The sequence below is a fragment of the Pseudomonas sp. BW16M2 genome, from assembly GCF_014268865.1.
Taxonomy (GTDB): domain Bacteria; phylum Pseudomonadota; class Gammaproteobacteria; order Pseudomonadales; family Pseudomonadaceae; genus Aquipseudomonas; species Aquipseudomonas peradeniyensis.
Map to the genome: position 1 here is coordinate 634,163 of NZ_JABWRI010000001.1, position 17,884 is coordinate 652,046.

A 17,884-nucleotide genomic window follows, 5' to 3' on the forward strand; every position below is an offset into this window, starting at 1 on the left:
CACACTACCCCCATCTCGACCGATTCAGGAGGCTCCAGCTTTGGACGTCGGTGAACGACTGCAAGCCATCCGCAAGCTCAAGGGCCTGTCCCAGCGCGAACTCGCCAAACGCGCGGGGGTAACCAACAGCACCATCTCGATGATCGAGAAGAACAGCGTGAGCCCGTCGATCAGCTCCTTGCGCAAGGTGCTCAGCGGCATCCCCATGTCGATGGTCGAGTTCTTCTCGGTGGAGCTGGCGCCTGAGAGCCCGACCCAGATCGTCTACAAAGCCCACGAGCTGATCGACATCTCAGATGGCGCGGTGACCATGAAGCTGGTCGGCAAGTCGCACCCCAACCGGGCCATCGCCTTCCTCACCGAGGTCTACCCGCCGGGTGCCGACACCGGCGCGGAAATGCTCACCCATGACGGCGAAGAGACCGGCATCCTGCTCGAAGGGCGCCTGGAACTGGTGGTCGGCACAGAGATCTTCATTCTCGAAGCCGGTGACAGCTACTACTTCGAAAGCACCCGTCCACATCGCTTTCGCAACCCGTTCGAGGAGCCTGCACGCTTGATCAGTGCGGCGACCCCGTCGAACTTTTGATCCAGCGCAGTGCATTGATTCGCCAATACCCTTTCCCTGAGTGTGGTCGTTTCACGCCTTCCGGGTTCCCGCTATACTTTTCAACGCTCGCAATTCCGTGGCCGCGGGCGTGATTAGCCACCATGAGGGTGTTCGCGTGAACCAAATCAAGAAGATGCTGGCCGTACCAGCAGCCGTATTCGCCCTTTGGGCAATGAGCGCAACCGCTGCAACCAACGACGACATCGCCAAGCGCCTCGAGCCGGTCGGCCAGGTGTGCGTCCAGGGCCAGGAATGCAAGGGCATGGAAGTGGCCGCCACTGCCGGCGGCGGCGGTGCCAAGACACCGGACGAGATCATCGCCAAGCACTGCAACGCCTGCCATGGCACCGGCCTGCTGAACGCGCCGAAGATCGGCGACACCGCGGCTTGGAAAGAGCGCGCCGATCACCAGGGCGGCCTCGATGGCATCCTGGCCAAGGCCATCACCGGCATCAACGCCATGCCGCCGAAGGGCACCTGCGCCGATTGCTCGGATGAAGACCTGAAGGGTGCGATCAAGAAGATGTCCGGGCTGTAAGCCATAGATGAAATACACGCGGCCCGCCTATCTTGGCGGGCTTTGTTTTTTGCGCCTGTAGTCCTATAGGCCGATACCTGGAATTTTTACCAGTACTCTATTTCAGGCGAGGCCATGATAATGATTCACCCAGCTACGGCAGAGGGTGCGTCATGCTAAGCGACAAAAGAGTTAGTGCTTTGTTGGCGGTGGCTCAACAGGGATCGATTCTGACTAGAGTCAACCCCTGTTGTTTGCCGCAGAGCTTTGCCTATTCACCTTATGGCTACCATCCTAAACTGACGACTGTCCTTGGTTTTAATGGCGAGCGACTAGAGCCGATAACCGGTCATTATCTTTTGGGTAATGGCTATCGAGCATTTAATCCAATGCTGATGCGCTTCAGTAGCCCAGACTCCCTGAGCCCATTTGCACGGGGTGGTTTGAATGCGTATGCGTACTGCCCGGGGGATCCAGTAAACTATTTCGATCCAAGTGGTCACTCCAAAGAACGTTACTTTTCTGGTGCCGTCGGACGATTTTTCGAAAAAGCACCAAATGTGGTGGGTGCTTCGCTTGCAAGCCAGAATTCATTACCACTCAAGTTGATTTCTTTACATGGCAGTGATAAGGCAAATGAGCACTCATTGAGAAGTGGGGTGTCGTTGGTTTTTTCAGAAAGGCAAGCTAATGGCCCTGGCTTCTATACCACGCCAGACTTTGAGAAGGCCTTGCACTACGCTAGAAATTCCAGTGATGGAGGCTATGTCTACGGGGTGTTTACGAAGCAGCCTGAAATTCTCGTGCCTGAAGTTCATTATAAGCAGTACTCTTCAGGTGTGTTGGTATTCCTTGAGTCCGCATTGAAGTTGCTTACCGTGCAGAAAGAAATTGTGGGGCCCATGCATTTCAACGCTAAGTATGTAGAGTTTGCAAAATATTCAGGTCTCAAGTTTTCAAAAGATCTGAGCCATCCATTGAGTACTTACACCGGTCCCTGGGAGGCGTGGTATATAATTGATCACTCGACCGGAATGAGGTCGGAGCCTGCAACCAACCCGAGTGGACCACTGTCCAACCCCTGAACCCATGGACGACTCAGGAGGCCGAGATGTACCTCTGCTCCATTGATCAGGCTGTCGAGCAGACCCTGTCACGCCTCCCTGCCCATATCCATATGGGCCTTCCCCTGGGCTTGGGCAAGCCCAATGCCTTTGTCAATGCCTTGTATGCCCGGGTGAGTGAGCTGCCTGAGCGTCGGTTGACCATCTACACCGCCCTGTCGTTAGGTCGTCCAACGCTGGGCGATGGCTTGCAGAGGCGGTTTATCGAACCCTTCATCGAGCGTGTATTCGCCGATTACGAGGAACTCACCTACCTAGCCGACCTGCGTGCCGACCGACTCCCGCCAAACATTCGCGTCGAGCAGTTCTTCATGCAGCCCGGCAGCCTGTTGCACAGCGACGCGGCGCAGCAGGACTATGTCAGCAGCAACTACAGCCACGCGGCCCGTGATATCAACGCCAAGGGCCTGAACCTGGTTGCGCAACTGGTGGCGGCCACGCCTGAAAGGCCCGACCACCTGAGCCTGGCCTGCAATCCCGACATCACCCTCGACCTGCTGCCGATGATCGCCCGGCGCCGCGCCGCCGGTGAGGCCATCCTGGTGCTAGGCCAGGTCCACGACGAACTGCCCTACATGCCCGGAGACGCGGAGCTGGGCCTGGAGCAGTTCGATCTGCTGATCGACCAGCCCGAACAGCGTCGGCTGTTCTCCACGCCGAACATGCCGGTGAACACCCAAGACCATTGCATCGGCCTGCATGCCAGCGCCCTGGTGCGCGACGGTGGCACCCTGCAGATCGGCATCGGCGCCATGGGCGATGCGATAACGGCGGCGCTGCTGGCGCGCCAGGGTGACAACGAGGGCTATCGTGCGCTGCTCGATGAGCTGGACATCGGCCCATGGCAGGCGCTGATCGAGCGGGAAGGGGGGCTGGATACCTTCGGCCAGGGGCTGTACGGCTGCAGCGAGATGTTCGTCAATGGCCTGCTGGCATTGGCCGACGCCGGGGTGGTGCGCCGCCCTGCCGACGAGCAGGGGGTGCTGATCCATGGCGGGTTCTTCCTCGGGCCACGGGCGTTCTACCAGCGCCTGCGCGAGATGCCGTTGGAGCAGCGCGCACGGTTCGCCATGAGCGCCATCAGCTTCATCAACGAACTTTACGGCCAGGAGGAGCGCAAGCGTCGCCAGCGGCGGGATGCGCGCTTCATCAACACGGTGTTCGGCATGACCTTGCTGGGCGCGGGGGTTGCCGACCAGCTCGAGGATGGTCGGGTACTCAGCGGCGTGGGCGGGCAATACAACTTCGTCGCCCAGGGCCATGCGCTGGAGGGCGGTCGCTCGATCCTGTTGCTGCGCAGCTGGCGCGAGGCCGGTGGCGAGGTCACCTCGAACCTTTACTGGACCTACGGCCATTGCACCATCCCCCGACACCTGCGGGACATCGTGATTACCGAGTACGGCATCGCCGACCTGCGCGGGCAGACCGACAGCGAAGTGATTGCGCGGTTGCTGGCGATCAGTGACTCACGTTTTCAGCGCGAGCTGATGGAGCAGGCCAAGGCGGCGGGCAAGCTGGCCAAGGACTTCGAGCTGGATGCGCGGTTCATGGGCAATACGCCTGAGCGGCTCGAGGCTATTCGGGCACGGCATGCACGGCTGTTCCCTGAGTATCCGTTGGGGACTGATTTCACGGCAGAGGAGCGGGATCTGTTGCGGGCGCTGAACTGGTTGAAGAGCAAGTTCAAGCTGAGCGAGGTCTTGGAGCTTGGCAAGGCGGCGTTGGATGCGCCGGGGCCCGAGGGGTATGCGGCACAGTTGGCGCGGATGAAGCTGGATGACCCGCAGGGTTTGAAGGAGGAGTTGTATCAGCGGTTGCTGCTGGCGGCGCTTCAGGCGACGCGGCAATGATGCAGCGTGGGAGCGGGCTTGTCCCGCGATGGCGTCAGGTCGGGCAATATCTTTGTTTGACCTGTCGCATCGCGGGGCAAGCCCGCTCCCACGGGGCCATCACTCGATGAACGTAACTACGCCGCCTTCCAGCGACTTGACCCGGGCCAGCGATTCGACGCGATAGCCCTGGCTGTCCAGCTCGGCGCGGCCGCCCTGGAACGACTTCTCGATGACGATGCCCAGGCCCGCCACGGTGGCACCGGCCTGCTTGATGATCGAGATCAGTGCCTGGGACGCCTTGCCGTTGGCCAGGAAGTCGTCGATCACCAGCACGCGGTCGCTGCTGTTGAGATGGCGCGGCGAAATGGCCACGGTGTTCTCGGTCTGCTTGGTGAAGGAGTACACCGAGGCAGTCAGCAGGTTCTCGGTCAGGGTCAGCGACTGGTGCTTGCGGGCGAAGATCACCGGCACGCCGAGCTTGAGGCCAGTCATCACCGCCGGGGCGATGCCGGAGGCTTCGATGGTGACGATCTTGGTCACGCCCGAATCGGCGAACAGGCGGGCGAACTCGTCACCGATCAGTTGCATCAGTGCAGGGTCGATCTGGTGGTTGAGAAACGCATCGACTTTGAGTACCTGGTCGGAAAGCACGATGCCTTCTTCGCGAATCTTCTGCTGCAGTGCTTCCACTGTGTGTCTCCGATGTAACAAAAGTGGCCGCTAGAAAGCGGCAAAGTTAAAGAGTAATGGTTGATCAGCGTTTGAGCATCGCCCGGATATCGGCCAGGGCGTTGTTGCCGCGTGCGGCTTTCACTTCCACGGGCGCATCGTCCAGGCCTTCCCAGGCCAGGTCGTCCGGCGGCAGTTCGTCGAGGAACCGGCTCGGGGTGCAGTCGATGATCTCGCCGTACTGCTTGCGCTTGGCGGCGAAGGTGAAGGCCAGGGTCTGGCGCGCGCGGGTGATGCCCACGTAGGCCAGGCGGCGTTCCTCTTCGATGGTGTCGGCCTCGATGCTCGAGCGGTGGGGGAGGATCTCCTCCTCCATGCCCATGATGAACACGTAGGGGAACTCCAGGCCCTTGGAGGCGTGCAGGGTCATCATCTGCACGCCCTCGGCGTTTTCTTCCTCTTCCTGCTGGCGCTCGAGCATGTCGCGCAGCACCAGCTTGCCGATGGCGTCCTCGATGGTCATGTCACCCTCTTCATCCTTCTCGAGAGTGTTCTTCAGCGCTTCGACGAGGAACCAGACGTTGCTGATACGGAACTCCGCAGCCTTGTCGCTGGCGGTCTGCTGGCGGATCCAGTTCTCGTAGTCGATGTCGCGGATCATCTCGTGCAGCGCGGCGATCGGGTCTTCCAGGGCGACCTTGTGGCGCACCCCGTCAAGCCAGTGCTTGAAGCGCTGCAGGCGCTCGGTGTAGCGGGCGTCCAGGTGCTCGCCCAGGCCCAGCTCCTCGCTGGCGGCGTACATCGAGATGCCGCGCTCGGTGGAATAGTTGCCGAGCTTTTCCAGGGTGGTCGAGCCGATCTCGCGGCGCGGCACGTTGATCACCCGCAGGTAGGCGTTGTCGTCGTCCGGGTTGACCAGCAGGCGCAGGTAGGCCATCAGGTCCTTGACCTCCTGGCGGCCGAAGAAGCTGTTGCCGCCGGACAGGCGGTACGGCACCTGGTGGTGCTGCAGCTTCAGTTCGATCAGCTTGGCTTGGTAGTTGCCCCGGTAAAGGATGGCGAAGTCGCTGTACGGGCGGTTTGTGCGCAGGTGCAGGGTGAGGATTTCCATGGCCACGCGTTCGGCCTCGGCTTCCTCGTTCTTGCAGCGGATCACGCGGATCTCGTCACCGACGCCCATCTCGCTCCACAGTTCCTTCTCGAAGGCGTGGGGGTTGTTGGCGATCAGCACGTTGGCGCAGCGCAGGATGCGGCTGGTGGAGCGGTAGTTCTGCTCGAGCATGACGATCTTCAGGGAGGGGTAGTCCTCCTTGAGCAGCATCAGGTTCTCGGGGCGGGCGCCGCGCCAGGCGTAGATCGACTGGTCGTCGTCGCCGACCACGGTGAACTGGTTGCGCATGCCGATCAGCATCTTCACCAGCAGGTACTGGCTGGCGTTGGTGTCTTGGTATTCGTCCACCAGCAGGTAGCGCACGCGGTTCTGCCAGCGTTCGAGCACGTCGGGGTGCTCCTGGAACAGCTTGACCGGTTGCAGGATCAGGTCGTCGAAGTCCACCGCGTTGAACGCCTTGAGCGTGCGCTGGTAGTGGGTGTAGACGATGGCCGCGGTCTGCTCGCGCGGGTTGCGCGCCTTTTCCAGGGCCTCGGGCGGCAGGATCAGGTCGTTCTTCCAGGCACCGATCATGTTCTTGATCTCGTCGATGCCGTCGTCGCCGGAGTATTCCTTCTGCATGATGTCCGACAGCAACGCCTTGATGTCGGACTCGTCGAAGATCGAGAAACCCGGCTTATAGCCCAGGCGCTCGTGCTCCCTGCGGATGATGTTCAGGCCCAGGTTGTGGAAGGTGCACACCGTCAGGCCCCGGCCTTCCCCCGGACGCAGCAGGGTGCCGACCCGCTCCTTCATCTCGCGCGCGGCCTTGTTGGTGAAGGTCATCGCCACGATGTACTGGGCGCGGATGCCGCAGTTCTGGATCAGGTGGGCAATCTTGCGCGTGATCACGCTGGTCTTGCCGGAGCCTGCACCGGCGAGCACCAAAAGAGGGCCGCCGACGTAGTCTCGGGCTTCCTGTTGCCGGGGATTGAGTCGGGACATGCTAGAAACCGGGGGTAACCAGAAAATAGCCGCGCATTCTAGCAGGCATGGGGCTGTTAATGCGCGACCGTCTGACGTTGTGATGCAGGGCGCGAATCGGATTTGCCGCATCTGCTACTTTCGCGCAGGATGCACGTCAGATTGCGTCGGGATGGCGGCCAGGGAAGGGCAACGACTAAAAGTGAAAATCATTTCCAATTAATCGGGTAGGATTGCCCGCGCTCGCCGTTCCACCGCCCATGTCTAAGGAGCCCGCTTGTCCACGCCTGTCGAACCCCTGCGTTTGCTGCTGTTGGCTGATGAGCCGGAGTGGGCCGTGCACCTGCGCGAGTGCCTGCAGCCGATGGGCGGCAGCGTCGTGCTGCTGACCGCGCCGAACTGGGCGGCGGTGGACAGCCTGTTCGCCAACGACCGCCAGGCCGTGGTGCTGGCCACGCCCGAGCTGCAGCCAGCGCCGGGGCGTTGCGAGCTGCCGACGATCCTGCTGCTGGAGCAGGAGCCGGCCAGCGCGCCGCTGGGCGTCAGCGACTGGCTGGTGCTGGCGCAGCTGACCACCGACACCCTGCGTCGCTCCCTGCGCCATGTGCGCGAGCGCGGCGTGCTGGTGGCCACCCTGCAACGCCTGGCCGAACAGGACCCGCTGACCGGCATCGCCAACCGCCAGGGCTTCCAGGCCCTGCTGACCGCGCGCCTGGCCGAGAACGAAGGCCGCGGCCTGGCCCTCGGCCACCTCGACTTGGACAACTTCCGCCACGTCAACGACGCCCTCGGCCACCAGGGCGGCGACCGCCTGATCCTGCAGGTGGTCGCCCGGCTGAAGCACCAGCTGGAGGCGAGCGATCAACTGGCGCGCCTGGGCAGCGATGAGTTCGCCCTGCTGATCGACACCCGGCGCGACCCCAATCGCGCCGAGTGGATGGCTGAACGCATCACCGAGGCACTGACCGAACCCTATTGGGTCGACGGCGAGAGCCTGCTGCTCGGCTGCAGCCTGGGGATCGCCCACGCCCGCGCCCAGGCCGGCGCCGACCCGCTGATGTGGCACGCGCACATCGCCATGCGCCAGGCCAAGAGCAGCCAGGGCTGCACGTTCCATGTGTTCAACGAGCGCATCAACCGCAACGCCCGCAGCCTGGCCGACCTGGAAAGCGAGCTGCGTCGCGCCCTGCGCCGCGACGAGCTGGAACTGCACTATCAACCGCGGCTCAATCTCGCCGACGGCCGCATCGTCGGGCTCGAGGCGTTGGTGCGCTGGAACCATCCCGAGCGCGGCCTGCTGGCGCCGAGCGAATTCGTGCCGCTGGCCGAACAGAGCGGGTTGATCGTGCCGCTGGGCTACTGGGTGATCTCCCGGGCGCTGAGCGACATGCAGGCCCTGCGCGAGCGCGGCCTGGCGCCGCTGCACATGGCAGTGAACCTGAGCTTCCGCCAGTTCCAGGACAGCCAGTTGCTCGCCACCCTGAGCCGGCTGATCGTCGAGCACGGCGTCGATGCCCGCTGGCTGGAGTTCGAGCTGACCGAGACCGCCGTGATGCGGCGCAACGAGCTGGTGCGCCAGACCATGGACGCCCTGGGGCGCCTGGGGGTGCGTTTCTCGCTGGACGATTTCGGGACAGGCTTCTCGTCGTTCGTGCACCTGAACAGCCTGCCGATCACCCTGCTCAAGGTCGACCGCAGCTTCGTCGGCGGCATGGAGCAGCGCGAGGAGAACGCCAAGCTGGTGCACGCGATGATCAACCTGGCGCACAACCTCAACCTGGAGGTGGTGGCCGAAGGGGTTGAAAGCGAGGAGCAGCTGGCGCTGCTGCGGGCGTTCGGTTGCGACCAGGTGCAGGGGTTCCTGGTGAGCCGGCCGTTGCCGGTGGAGGCGTTGATCGAGTACCTGTTGCAGGTGCCGAGTCCGGGTCTGGTGCAGACCTTATAGATCTCATGCAGCCCTTTCGCGGCACAAGGCCGCTCCTACAGGGGATCGCGGCCTTCTGTAGGAGCGGCCTCGTGCCGCGAAAGGGGCGCAAAGCGCCCCCGGCAATTTCAAACCGTAAAGATGATCAACCGACCAACATCCGCCCGGTCTCTTCCAGGTTCTCATGCCAGCTCAAGGCTTCGCGCAGGATATGCGGGGTATGGCCGCCACGCTGGCAGGCGCGCTCGAAGTAATCGTTGAGCGCGGCACGGTAGTCCGGGTGCACGCAGTTGTCGATGATCACCCGGGCGCGTTCGCGCGGCGCCAGGCCACGCAGGTCGGCCAGGCCCACCTCGGTCACCAGGATGTCCACGTCGTGCTCGGTGTGGTCGACGTGGCTGACCATCGGCACCACGCTGGAAATCGCGCCGCCCTTGGCGATCGACTTGGTGACGAAGATCGCCAGGTGTGCGTTGCGGGCGAAGTCGCCCGAGCCACCGATGCCATTCATCATCTTCGTGCCGCAGACGTGGGTGGAGTTGACGTTGCCGTAGATGTCGAACTCCAGCGCCGTGTTGATGCCGATGATCCCCAGGCGACGCACCACTTCAGGGTGGTTGGAGATCTCTTGCGGACGCAGCACCAGCTTGTCCTTGTAGCGCTCCAGGTTGCCGAACACGTCGGCGTTGCGACGGCTCGACAGGGTGATCGAGCTGCCCGAGGCAAAGCTCAGCTTGCCGGCGTCGATCAGGTCGAAGGTCGAGTCCTGCAGCACTTCGGAGTACATGGTCAGGTTTTCGAACGGCGACTCGATCAGGCCGCACATCACCGCGTTGGCGATGCTGCCGATGCCGGCCTGCAGTGGGCCGAGGTTGTTGCTCATGCGCCCGGCGTCCACCTCACCCTTGAGGAAGGCGATCAGGTGGTCGGCGATGCCCTGGGTCTCGTGGTCAGGCGGCAGCACGGTGGACGGTGAGTCCGGCTGGTCGCTGATGACGATGCCGACGATCTTGGCCGGATCGATCGGGATCGCGGTACTGCCGATGCGGTCGTCGACCTTCACCAGCGGGATCGGCGTGCGGGTCGGGCGGTAGGTCGGGATGTAGATGTCGTGCAGGCCTTCGAGGTTGGCATGGTGCGACAGGTTGATCTCGACGATGACCTGCTTGGCGAAAATCGCGAAGCTGGCCGAGTTGCCGACGGAGGTGGTCGGCACGATATGGCCTTGCTCGGTGATCGCCACCGCTTCGATGACCGCGATGTCCGGCAGGGTGAGCTGTTTGTTGCGCAGCTGCTCGACGGTTTCCGACAGGTGCTGGTCGATGAACATCACCTTGCCGTCGTTGATGGCCTTGCGCAGGGTGCTGTCGACCTGGAACGGCATGCGCCGGGCCAGCACGCCGGCCTCGGTCAGTTGCTTGTCCAGGTCGTTGCCCAGGCTGGCGCCGGTCATCAGGCTGATCTTCAGCGGCGACTGTTTTGCACGCTCGGCCAGTGCGTGGGGCACGGCCTTGGCTTCGCCGGCGCGGGTGAAACCGCTCATGCCGACGGTCATGCCGTCCTGGATCAGGCCAGCGGCGTCAGCCGCACTCATAACCTTGCTATGCAGGGAGGACAAGCGGATACGATCACGGTACATGGATTGTTATCTCAGGCTACTGAAGCTACTGGAAGCGCAGTCTAGAGATTTAGCCCGGAACCGTCCCGCGACCATGGTCGTAGGCGAAGGCCGGAAGTAGAGCCGTTGATCTGGATCAAGCAAATGAAAAGGCCCCTGGGAATATCTCCCCAGGGGCCTTATGCGCTTCTATATGGGTAGGACCAGGTCAGTCCACGGCCTTGACCATATCTTCGATGACTTTCTTGGCATCACCGAACACCATCATGGTCTTGTCCAGATAGAACAGTTCGTTGTCCAGGCCCGCGTAGCCGCTGGCCATGGAGCGCTTGTTGACGATGATGGTCTTGGCCTTGAAGGCCTCGAGGATCGGCATGCCGGCGATCGGCGACTTCGGATCGTTCTTCGCCGCCGGGTTGACCACGTCGTTGGCGCCCAGCACCAGCACCACGTCTGCCTGGCCGAACTCGGCGTTGATGTCCTCCATCTCGAACACCTGGTCGTACGGCACCTCGGCCTCGGCCAGCAGCACGTTCATGTGCCCGGGCATGCGCCCCGCCACCGGGTGGATCGCGTACTTCACGGTCACGCCGTTGTGGCTCAGCTTCTCGGTCAGTTCCTTGAGCGCGTGCTGGGCGCGGGCCACCGCCAGGCCGTAGCCGGGGACGATGATCACGCTGTCGGCGTTGCTCAGCAGGAAGGTGGCGTCGTCGGCCGAGCCGGACTTCACCGGACGCTGCTCCTTCGAACCCTGCGCGGCGCCGACATCGGTATCACCGCCGAAGCCGCCGAGGATGACGTTGAAGAACGAACGGTTCATCGCCTTGCACATGATGTACGAGAGGATCGCACCGCTGGAGCCCACCAGGGAACCGGCGATGATCAGCATCGAGTTGTTCAGCGAGAAGCCGATACCCGCCGCCGCCCAGCCCGAGTAGCTGTTGAGCATCGACACCACCACCGGCATGTCGGCGCCGCCGATCGGGATGATGATCAGCACGCCCATGACGAAGGCCAGGGCCAGCATCAGGGTGAAGGCGCTGTAGTGGCCGGTGAAGGTGAACAGCAGGCCCAGGGCGATGGTCGCCAGGCCCAGGATCAGGTTCAGCTTGTGCTGGCCGGCGAACTGTACCGGTGCGCCCTGGAACAGGCGGAACTTGTACTTGCCCGACAGCTTGCCGAAGGCGATCACCGAGCCCGAGAAGGTGATCGCACCGATGGCCGCGCCGAGGAACAGCTCCAGGCGGTTGCCGGTGGGGATCGGGTCGCTGATGCTGGCGACGATGCCCATCGATTGCGGCTCGAGCACGGCGGCGATGGCGATGAACACCGCCGCCATGCCGATCATGCTGTGCATGAAGGCGACCAGCTCGGGCATCTTGGTCATCTCGACGCGCTTGGCCATGATCGAGCCGGCGCTGCCGCCGACCAGCAGGCCGACGATGACGTAGCCGATACCGGCAGTCGCCAGCTCCGCGCCAAGCTTGTAGATCAGGCCGACCGTGGTGAGGATCGCGATACCCATGCCGATCATGCCGAACAGGTTGCCGCGGCGTGAGGTGGTCGGGTGCGAGAGGCCCTTGAGCGCCTGGATGAAGCAGACCGAGGCGACCAGGTACAGAAGCGTTACCAGATTCATGCTCATGCTTACTTCTGCCCCTCGTTCTTGGTTTTCTTCTTGAACATTTCCAGCATGCGGCGGGTGACCAGGAAGCCACCGAACACGTTGACCGCGGCCAGCGCCACGGCCAGTGTGCCCATGACCTTGCCGGCCGGGGTGACGGTCAGCGCGGCTGCCAGCATGGCGCCGACGATGACGATCGCGGAAATGGCGTTGGTAACCGCCATCAGCGGCGTGTGCAGGGCCGGGGTGACGTTCCACACCACGTGGTAGCCCACGTAGATGGCCAGCACGAAGATGATCAGGTTGTAGATGCCGTGGGAAATCAGCATGTCTTCCATTGTCGTGCTCCTCAGCCGTTCTTGCGCACGACCTGGCCGTCGCGGCACATAAGGCACGCGGCGACGATGTCGTCTTCGAGGTTGATGACCAGGTTGCCGTCCTTGTCGAACAGCAGCTTCATGAAGTCCAGCAGGTTGCGCGCGTACAGCGCCGAGGCATCGGCGCCGACCTGGGCCGGCAGGTTGGTCGGGCCGACGAGGGTCACGCCGTTGTGCATGACGACCTGATCGGCCACGGTCAGCGGGCAGTTGCCGCCCTGGGCCGCGGCGAGGTCGATGACCACCGAGCCGGGTTTCATCTGCGCCACGGTTTCGGCGCTGAGCAGGGTCGGCGCCTTGCGCCCGGGAATCAGCGCGGTGGTGATGACGATATCGGCCTGCTTGGCGCGCTCGTGCACGGCCTGGGCCTGACGCTGCATCCAGCTGGCCGGCATCGGCCGGGCATAGCCGCCGACGCCTTCGGCGCATTCGCGTTCTTCATCGGTCTCGTAGGGCACGTCGATGAACTTGGCCCCCAGTGACTCGATCTGCTCCTTCACCGCCGGGCGCACGTCCGACGCTTCGATCACCGCGCCCAGGCGCTTGGCTGTGGCGATGGCCTGCAGGCCGGCGACGCCGGCGCCGAGGATCAGCACGCGGGCGGCTTTCACCGTACCTGCGGCGGTCATCAGCATGGGCATGAAGCGTGGGTAGTGGTGGGCCGCCAGCAGCACGGCCTTGTAGCCGGCGATGTTGGCCTGGGACGACAGCACGTCGAGGCTCTGTGCCCGCGAGGTGCGCGGCGCGGCTTCCAGGGCGAAGGCGGTGATGCCGCGCTCGGCCATCTTGCCGATCAGTTCGTTGTTGAAGGGGTTGAGCATGCCCGCCAACAGACTGCCGCTATTGATCAGCGCCAGTTCCTGGTCATTGGGCGCGACCACCTTGAGTACCAGCTGCGCGCCAAAGACGTCAGTGGCTTCGCCCAGGGTGGCGCCCACGGCTTCATAGGCACTGTCCGGGATGCTGGCGTTGAGTCCTGCCCCCCGTTGCACGGTGACCTGATGGCCCTGGCCTACCAGTTTCTTGATGGTTTCCGGGGTCGCGGCGACCCTTGTCTCACCCGTCTGCGTCTCGAGAGGAACACCAATGTGCACGACTATGTCTCCTGCGGTGACCTTTATTGTCTTTATGGAAACCAGCGCACTTCGGGTGGTGCGGCTGGGCGGCCGTAGAGCACGACTCCGCCTGGTTCGAGGCGGGAGAGGCATTTTGCAGACGAACCCAGGGGCCTTCAACAGGTTCTGAAGCGAAACGAACTTAAAACTACAAGTCACCCTGTGACCGTATGTCGCAACGATTCTGGTCCAGCCCGTCAAGTACGCGCTATTCGCAGCTTAGGGGAAAAAATGAAAAAATTTCGGCCGTTTTCGTTCATGGCGTTGTGAATGTCGCAAAATAAGCCGCAAACCCGCGCAGTCACTAGGGTTGCTACGGTTTTTCCGCTATACGGAACAGATTGCGAATTTGCGACAAATCCATATATCTGTAGGTGTTTAAAATAATTGACTACGGGGTCAATTTTTAGATTAATGGCCTTATCCGGCGGCGGTGTACTGCTTGGCCTGTGCCACCAGCCAGTCGCGAAACGCCCGCAGCGAAGCGGACTCCACCTTTCGCTCGGGGATCATCAGATGGTAGGCCTTGTCGCTGGACAGGGCATGCCTGTTAGCGACCAGCAATCGACCTTCCTGCAACTCGCGCTGGATCAGGAACGGTGGGATCAGCGCGATACCCATGTCATGCATGGCGGCCTGGGCCAGCATGGAGAACAGTTCGTAGCGCGGGCCGGTCATGTCGCGTTCGACGCTCATGCCCAGGCCGTCGAACCACTGCCGCCAGGCATAGGGGCGCGTGGTCTGCTGCAGCAGGGGCAACTCGGCGATGCGCCGGGCGTCGAGGCTGGCTTGCCCGTCCAGCAGCGCGGGGCTGCACACCGGCATGGGGTTCTCGCCCATCAGGCGGTGGGACTGGGTGCCGGACCAGTCGGCGTCGCCGAAGTAGATGGCGGCGTCGAAGGGCGTGTCGGCGAACAGGAAGGGGCGGGTGCGGTTGGTCAGGTTGACCGTGACCTCCGGGTGACGCTGCTGGAAGTCCTTCAGGCGCGGCAGCAGCCATTGCGTGCCGAAGGTCGGCACCACCGCCAGTTCGATCACGTTGGCGCCCTGCTGGCGCATCACCGAAAGCGTGTCGCGCTCCACCGCATCCAGCTGCGCAGCCACCTGGCGGCTGTAGGACAGCCCGGCTTCGGTCAGTTTCACGCCCCGGCGCGAGCGGCGGAACAGTTCGACATTGAGGAAGGCCTCGAGGCCACCGATCTGGCGACAGACGGCGCCCTGGGTCAGGGCCAGTTCCTGGGCGGCCTTGGTGAAGCTCTCGTGGCGCGCGGCCGCCTCGAAGCAGACCAGGGCGGTGGTGCTAGGGATCTTGCGGCGCATGTACGTCAACCTCACTTGTAGGGCGTTGAACAGGGCATTTCGATGATTGCGAAGTGAGAAAATATCACTAAACCGTGCGCAATCCTCGTTTGTCCCGCGGGCCGATCAGGCCTAGGATCAATCCAGCACAACAATTCGTTCCCATCTTTCGAGGAATCCGCACATGGCTGGCAAGGCAAGCTTCAACTGGATCGACCCGCTGCTGCTGGATCAGCAGCTCACTGAAGAAGAGCGCATGGTTCGCGACAGCGCCTATCAGTTCGCCCAGGACAAGCTGGCACCCCGCGTGCTGGAAGCGTTCCGCCACGAACAGACAGACCCGGCGATCTTCCGCGAGATGGGTGAAGTCGGCCTGCTCGGCGCGACCATTCCCGAGCAGTACGGCGGCAGCGGCCTGAACTACGTGTGCTACGGCCTGATCGCCCGCGAGGTGGAGCGCATCGACTCCGGCTACCGTTCGATGATGAGCGTGCAGTCGTCGCTGGTCATGGTGCCGATCAACGAGTTCGGTACCGAGGCGCAGAAGCAGAAGTACCTGCCGAAGCTGGCCAGTGGCGAGTGGATCGGCTGCTTCGGCCTGACCGAACCCAACCATGGTTCCGACCCGGGCTCGATGATTACTCGCGCGCGCAAGGTCGACGGTGGCTATCGCCTGACCGGCAGCAAGATGTGGATCACCAACAGCCCGATCGCCGATGTGTTCGTGGTCTGGGCCAAGGACGATGCCGGTGATATCCGCGGCTTCGTGTTGGAGAAAGGCTGGGACGGCCTCAGCGCCCCGGCTATCCATGGCAAGGTCGGCCTGCGCGCCTCGATCACCGGCGAGATCGTCATGGACAACGTATTCGTGCCGGAAGAGAACATCTTCCCGGACGTGCGTGGCCTCAAAGGCCCGTTCACCTGCCTGAACTCGGCCCGCTATGGCATCTCCTGGGGTGCCCTGGGCGCCGCCGAGGCCTGCTGGCACACCGCGCGCCAGTACACCCTGGACCGCCAGCAGTTCGGCCGCCCACTGGCTGCCAACCAGCTGATCCAGAAGAAGCTGGCCGACATGCAGACCGAGATCACCCTGGCCTTGCAAGGTTGCCTGCGCCTGGGGCGGATGAAGGACGAAGGCACCGCGGCGGTCGAGATCACCTCGATCATGAAGCGCAACTCCTGCGGCAAGGCCCTGGATATCGCCCGTCTGGCCCGCGACATGCTGGGTGGCAATGGCATCTCCGACGAGTTCGGCGTGGCCCGCCACCTGGTCAACCTCGAGGTGGTCAACACCTACGAAGGGACCCATGACGTGCATGCGCTGATCCTCGGGCGTGCGCAGACCGGCATCCAGGCGTTCTATTAATAGAGGACCAGGCCATGGGCGCGCTTTCCCATCTGCGGGTGTTGGATCTCTCCCGGGTGCTGGCCGGTCCCTGGTCCGGCCAGATCCTGGCTGACCTTGGCGCCGATGTGATCAAGGTCGAACGTCCGGGGGCGGGTGACGACACCCGCTCCTGGGGGCCGCCTTTCCTGCGCGATGTTCAGGGCGAGAACACCAGCGAGGCGGCCTACTACCTGTCGGCCAACCGCAACAAGCGCTCGGTGACCATCGACTTCACCCAGCCGGAAGGCCAGCGCCTGGTGCGTGAGCTGGCGGCGAAGTCGGATATCGTCATCGAGAACTTCAAGGTAGGCGGCCTGGCGGCCTATGGGCTGGACTATCAAAGCCTGAAGGCGGTCAACCCGAAGCTCATCTACTGCTCGATCACCGGCTTCGGCCAGACCGGGCCGTATGCCAAGCGTGCCGGCTACGACTTCATGATCCAGGGGCTGGGTGGGCTGATGAGCCTGACTGGTCGCCCGGAGGGGGAGGAGGGCGCCGGGCCGATGAAGGTCGGGGTGGCGCTGACCGACATCCTCACCGGGCTGTACTCCACCGTGGCGATCCTGGCGGCCCTGGCGCACCGTGACCAGGCTGGTATCGGCCAGCACATCGACATGGCGCTGCTGGATGTCCAGGTGGCCTGTCTGGCCAACCAGGCAATGAACTATCTCACTACGGGAACCGCGCCTCGTCGGCTGGGCAATGCGCACCCGAACATCGTGCCGTATCAGGATTTCCCGACGGCCGATGGCAACTTCATTCTTACCGTGGGCAATGACGGGCAGTTCCGCAAGTTCGCGGAAGTGGCCGGGCAGGCGCACTGGGCGGATGACCCGCGCTTTGCCACCAATAAACAGCGGGTAGCCAATCGCGCCGAGCTGATTCCGCTGATTCGCCAGGCCACGGTGTTCAAGACCACGGCCGAGTGGGTGAGTGAGCTGGAGAAGGCAGGCGTGCCGTGCGGGCCGATCAACGACCTGGCGCAGATGTTCCAGGACCCGCAGGTGCTGGCCCGTGGGCTGGCAGTGAATGTTCCTCATCCGTTGGCGGGGAGCGTGCCGCAGGTGGCCAGCCCGATCCGGTTGTCGGAGACGCCGGTGGAGTATCGGCAGGCGCCGCCGTTGCTGGGGGAGCATACCGAGGCGGTGCTTGGCGATGTGCTGGGGTTGGATGGGGAGGCGGTGCAGCAACTCCGGGCTGCCGGGGTGCTGTGACGCGCTACCTCTATAGGAAGGGGCGGGGAGGCCGATAGGCCTCCCTGCTTTTGTTTTGGGGCTGCTTATATAGGTATCAGGGCTCCTGACGCGATCTTTTTGATTTTTATGAAATTAACGGTTGACGCCCTGTCAGATCCCCTTATAATGCGCCCCACTTCCAGCGACATCGGAACGAAAAACTCCTTGAATATCAATGAGTTGATTGTAGAAGAGGGTGGTGGAGGTGCTTCGATCATCTGATCGGCAGCGGTGAAAAAGGCAGTTGACAGCAGGTTGTAACGCTGTATGATTCGCCTCCCGCTACGAGAGATCGCAGCGAGTCAAGTGTTTGAAGTGAAACGAAAAACTTCAAAATAAACGCTTGACAGCAAATGAGGAAAGCGTAGAATGCGCGCCTCGGTTGAGACGAAAGGCTCTTAACCAAACGCTCTTTAACAAATTGAATCAAGCAATTCGTGTGGGTGCTTGTGAGTACGGACTGATAGTCGCCAAGATTA

General features: G+C 62.7%; 13 protein-coding genes and 1 pseudogene. 7 read left to right on the forward strand and 7 right to left on the reverse strand.

Translation table 11 applies throughout. The features are described from left to right. Window positions 1-40 precede the first annotated feature (40 nt). The 4 genes and pseudogenes from HU735_RS02905 to HU735_RS02920 all read left to right on the forward strand — a co-directional run bounded on the left by HU735_RS02905 (window position 41) and on the right by HU735_RS02920 (window position 4,101). Window positions 41-589 (forward strand): cupin domain-containing protein, encoded by a 549-nt coding sequence (locus tag HU735_RS02905; protein ID WP_023629132.1) that lies wholly within the window; start codon window positions 41-43, stop codon window positions 587-589. 154 nt (window positions 590-743) lie between these two features. After that, entirely contained in the window at window positions 744-1,148 is a 405-nt protein-coding gene (locus tag HU735_RS02910) for a c-type cytochrome (RefSeq protein WP_036985953.1), read from the forward strand. Between the two features lie 239 nt (window positions 1,149-1,387). Beyond that, window positions 1,388-1,633: pseudogene (locus tag HU735_RS26985) on the forward strand (RHS repeat-associated core domain-containing protein); the annotation flags it as partial. Between the two features lie 605 nt (window positions 1,634-2,238). Further along, the gene (locus HU735_RS02920) at window positions 2,239-4,101 is read left to right on the forward strand and encodes an acetyl-CoA hydrolase/transferase family protein (RefSeq protein WP_186712311.1); all 1,863 of its coding nucleotides are present in this window, start codon (window positions 2,239-2,241) and stop codon (window positions 4,099-4,101) included. Window positions 4,102-4,200: 99 nt separating this feature from the next. Here HU735_RS02920 and HU735_RS02925 read toward each other — a convergent pair whose 3' ends face one another. Together HU735_RS02925 and rep are read right to left on the reverse strand one after the other, a co-directional pair. Further along, a complete protein-coding gene (locus HU735_RS02925; protein ID WP_011536381.1) occupies window positions 4,201-4,773 on the reverse strand; it encodes a xanthine phosphoribosyltransferase in 573 nt (190 codons plus the stop codon). 64 nt (window positions 4,774-4,837) lie between these two features. Continuing rightward, on the reverse strand, window positions 4,838-6,847 hold the full coding sequence (gene rep / locus HU735_RS02930; RefSeq protein ID WP_186712312.1) for a DNA helicase Rep: 2,010 nt from the start codon (window positions 6,845-6,847) through the stop codon (window positions 4,838-4,840). 256 nt (window positions 6,848-7,103) lie between these two features. On the opposite strand from rep, the gene HU735_RS02935 reads away from it, so the two are divergent. Then, complete coding sequence (locus HU735_RS02935) at window positions 7,104-8,771, forward strand: bifunctional diguanylate cyclase/phosphodiesterase (RefSeq protein WP_186712313.1); 1,668 nt, start codon at window positions 7,104-7,106, stop codon at window positions 8,769-8,771. A 124-nt stretch (window positions 8,772-8,895) separates the two neighbouring features. Here the strand turns inward: HU735_RS02935 and HU735_RS02940 are convergent, their stop codons facing one another. The 5 genes from HU735_RS02940 to HU735_RS02960 all read right to left on the reverse strand — a co-directional run bounded on the left by HU735_RS02940 (window position 8,896) and on the right by HU735_RS02960 (window position 14,804). Beyond that, window positions 8,896-10,389 carry an acetyl-CoA hydrolase/transferase family protein gene (locus HU735_RS02940; protein WP_050707507.1) on the reverse strand — a complete coding sequence of 498 codons (1,494 nt, stop codon included), beginning with the start codon at window positions 10,387-10,389 and terminating at the stop codon, window positions 8,896-8,898. Between the two features lie 187 nt (window positions 10,390-10,576). Next, window positions 10,577-12,013 carry an NAD(P)(+) transhydrogenase (Re/Si-specific) subunit beta gene (locus HU735_RS02945; protein ID WP_186712314.1) on the reverse strand — a complete coding sequence of 479 codons (1,437 nt, stop codon included), beginning with the start codon at window positions 12,011-12,013 and terminating at the stop codon, window positions 10,577-10,579. Between the two features lie 2 nt (window positions 12,014-12,015). Further along, window positions 12,016-12,330 (reverse strand): NAD(P) transhydrogenase subunit alpha, encoded by a 315-nt coding sequence (locus tag HU735_RS02950; RefSeq protein ID WP_023631272.1) that lies wholly within the window; start codon window positions 12,328-12,330, stop codon window positions 12,016-12,018. An 11-nt stretch (window positions 12,331-12,341) separates the two neighbouring features. Then, window positions 12,342-13,463: a Re/Si-specific NAD(P)(+) transhydrogenase subunit alpha gene (locus tag HU735_RS02955; RefSeq protein WP_186712315.1), complete on the reverse strand. Its 1,122-nt coding sequence runs from the start codon at window positions 13,461-13,463 to the stop codon at window positions 12,342-12,344. Between the two features lie 441 nt (window positions 13,464-13,904). Continuing rightward, window positions 13,905-14,804: a LysR family transcriptional regulator gene (locus HU735_RS02960; protein ID WP_050707504.1), complete on the reverse strand. Its 900-nt coding sequence runs from the start codon at window positions 14,802-14,804 to the stop codon at window positions 13,905-13,907. A 163-nt stretch (window positions 14,805-14,967) separates the two neighbouring features. On the opposite strand from HU735_RS02960, the gene HU735_RS02965 reads away from it, so the two are divergent. Together HU735_RS02965 and HU735_RS02970 are read left to right on the forward strand one after the other, a co-directional pair. Continuing rightward, a complete protein-coding gene (locus HU735_RS02965; protein ID WP_028689912.1) occupies window positions 14,968-16,149 on the forward strand; it encodes an acyl-CoA dehydrogenase in 1,182 nt (393 codons plus the stop codon). 14 nt (window positions 16,150-16,163) lie between these two features. Next, the gene (locus HU735_RS02970) at window positions 16,164-17,384 is read left to right on the forward strand and encodes a CaiB/BaiF CoA-transferase family protein (protein ID WP_186712316.1); all 1,221 of its coding nucleotides are present in this window, start codon (window positions 16,164-16,166) and stop codon (window positions 17,382-17,384) included. The last annotated feature ends 500 nt before the right edge of the window (window positions 17,385-17,884 follow it).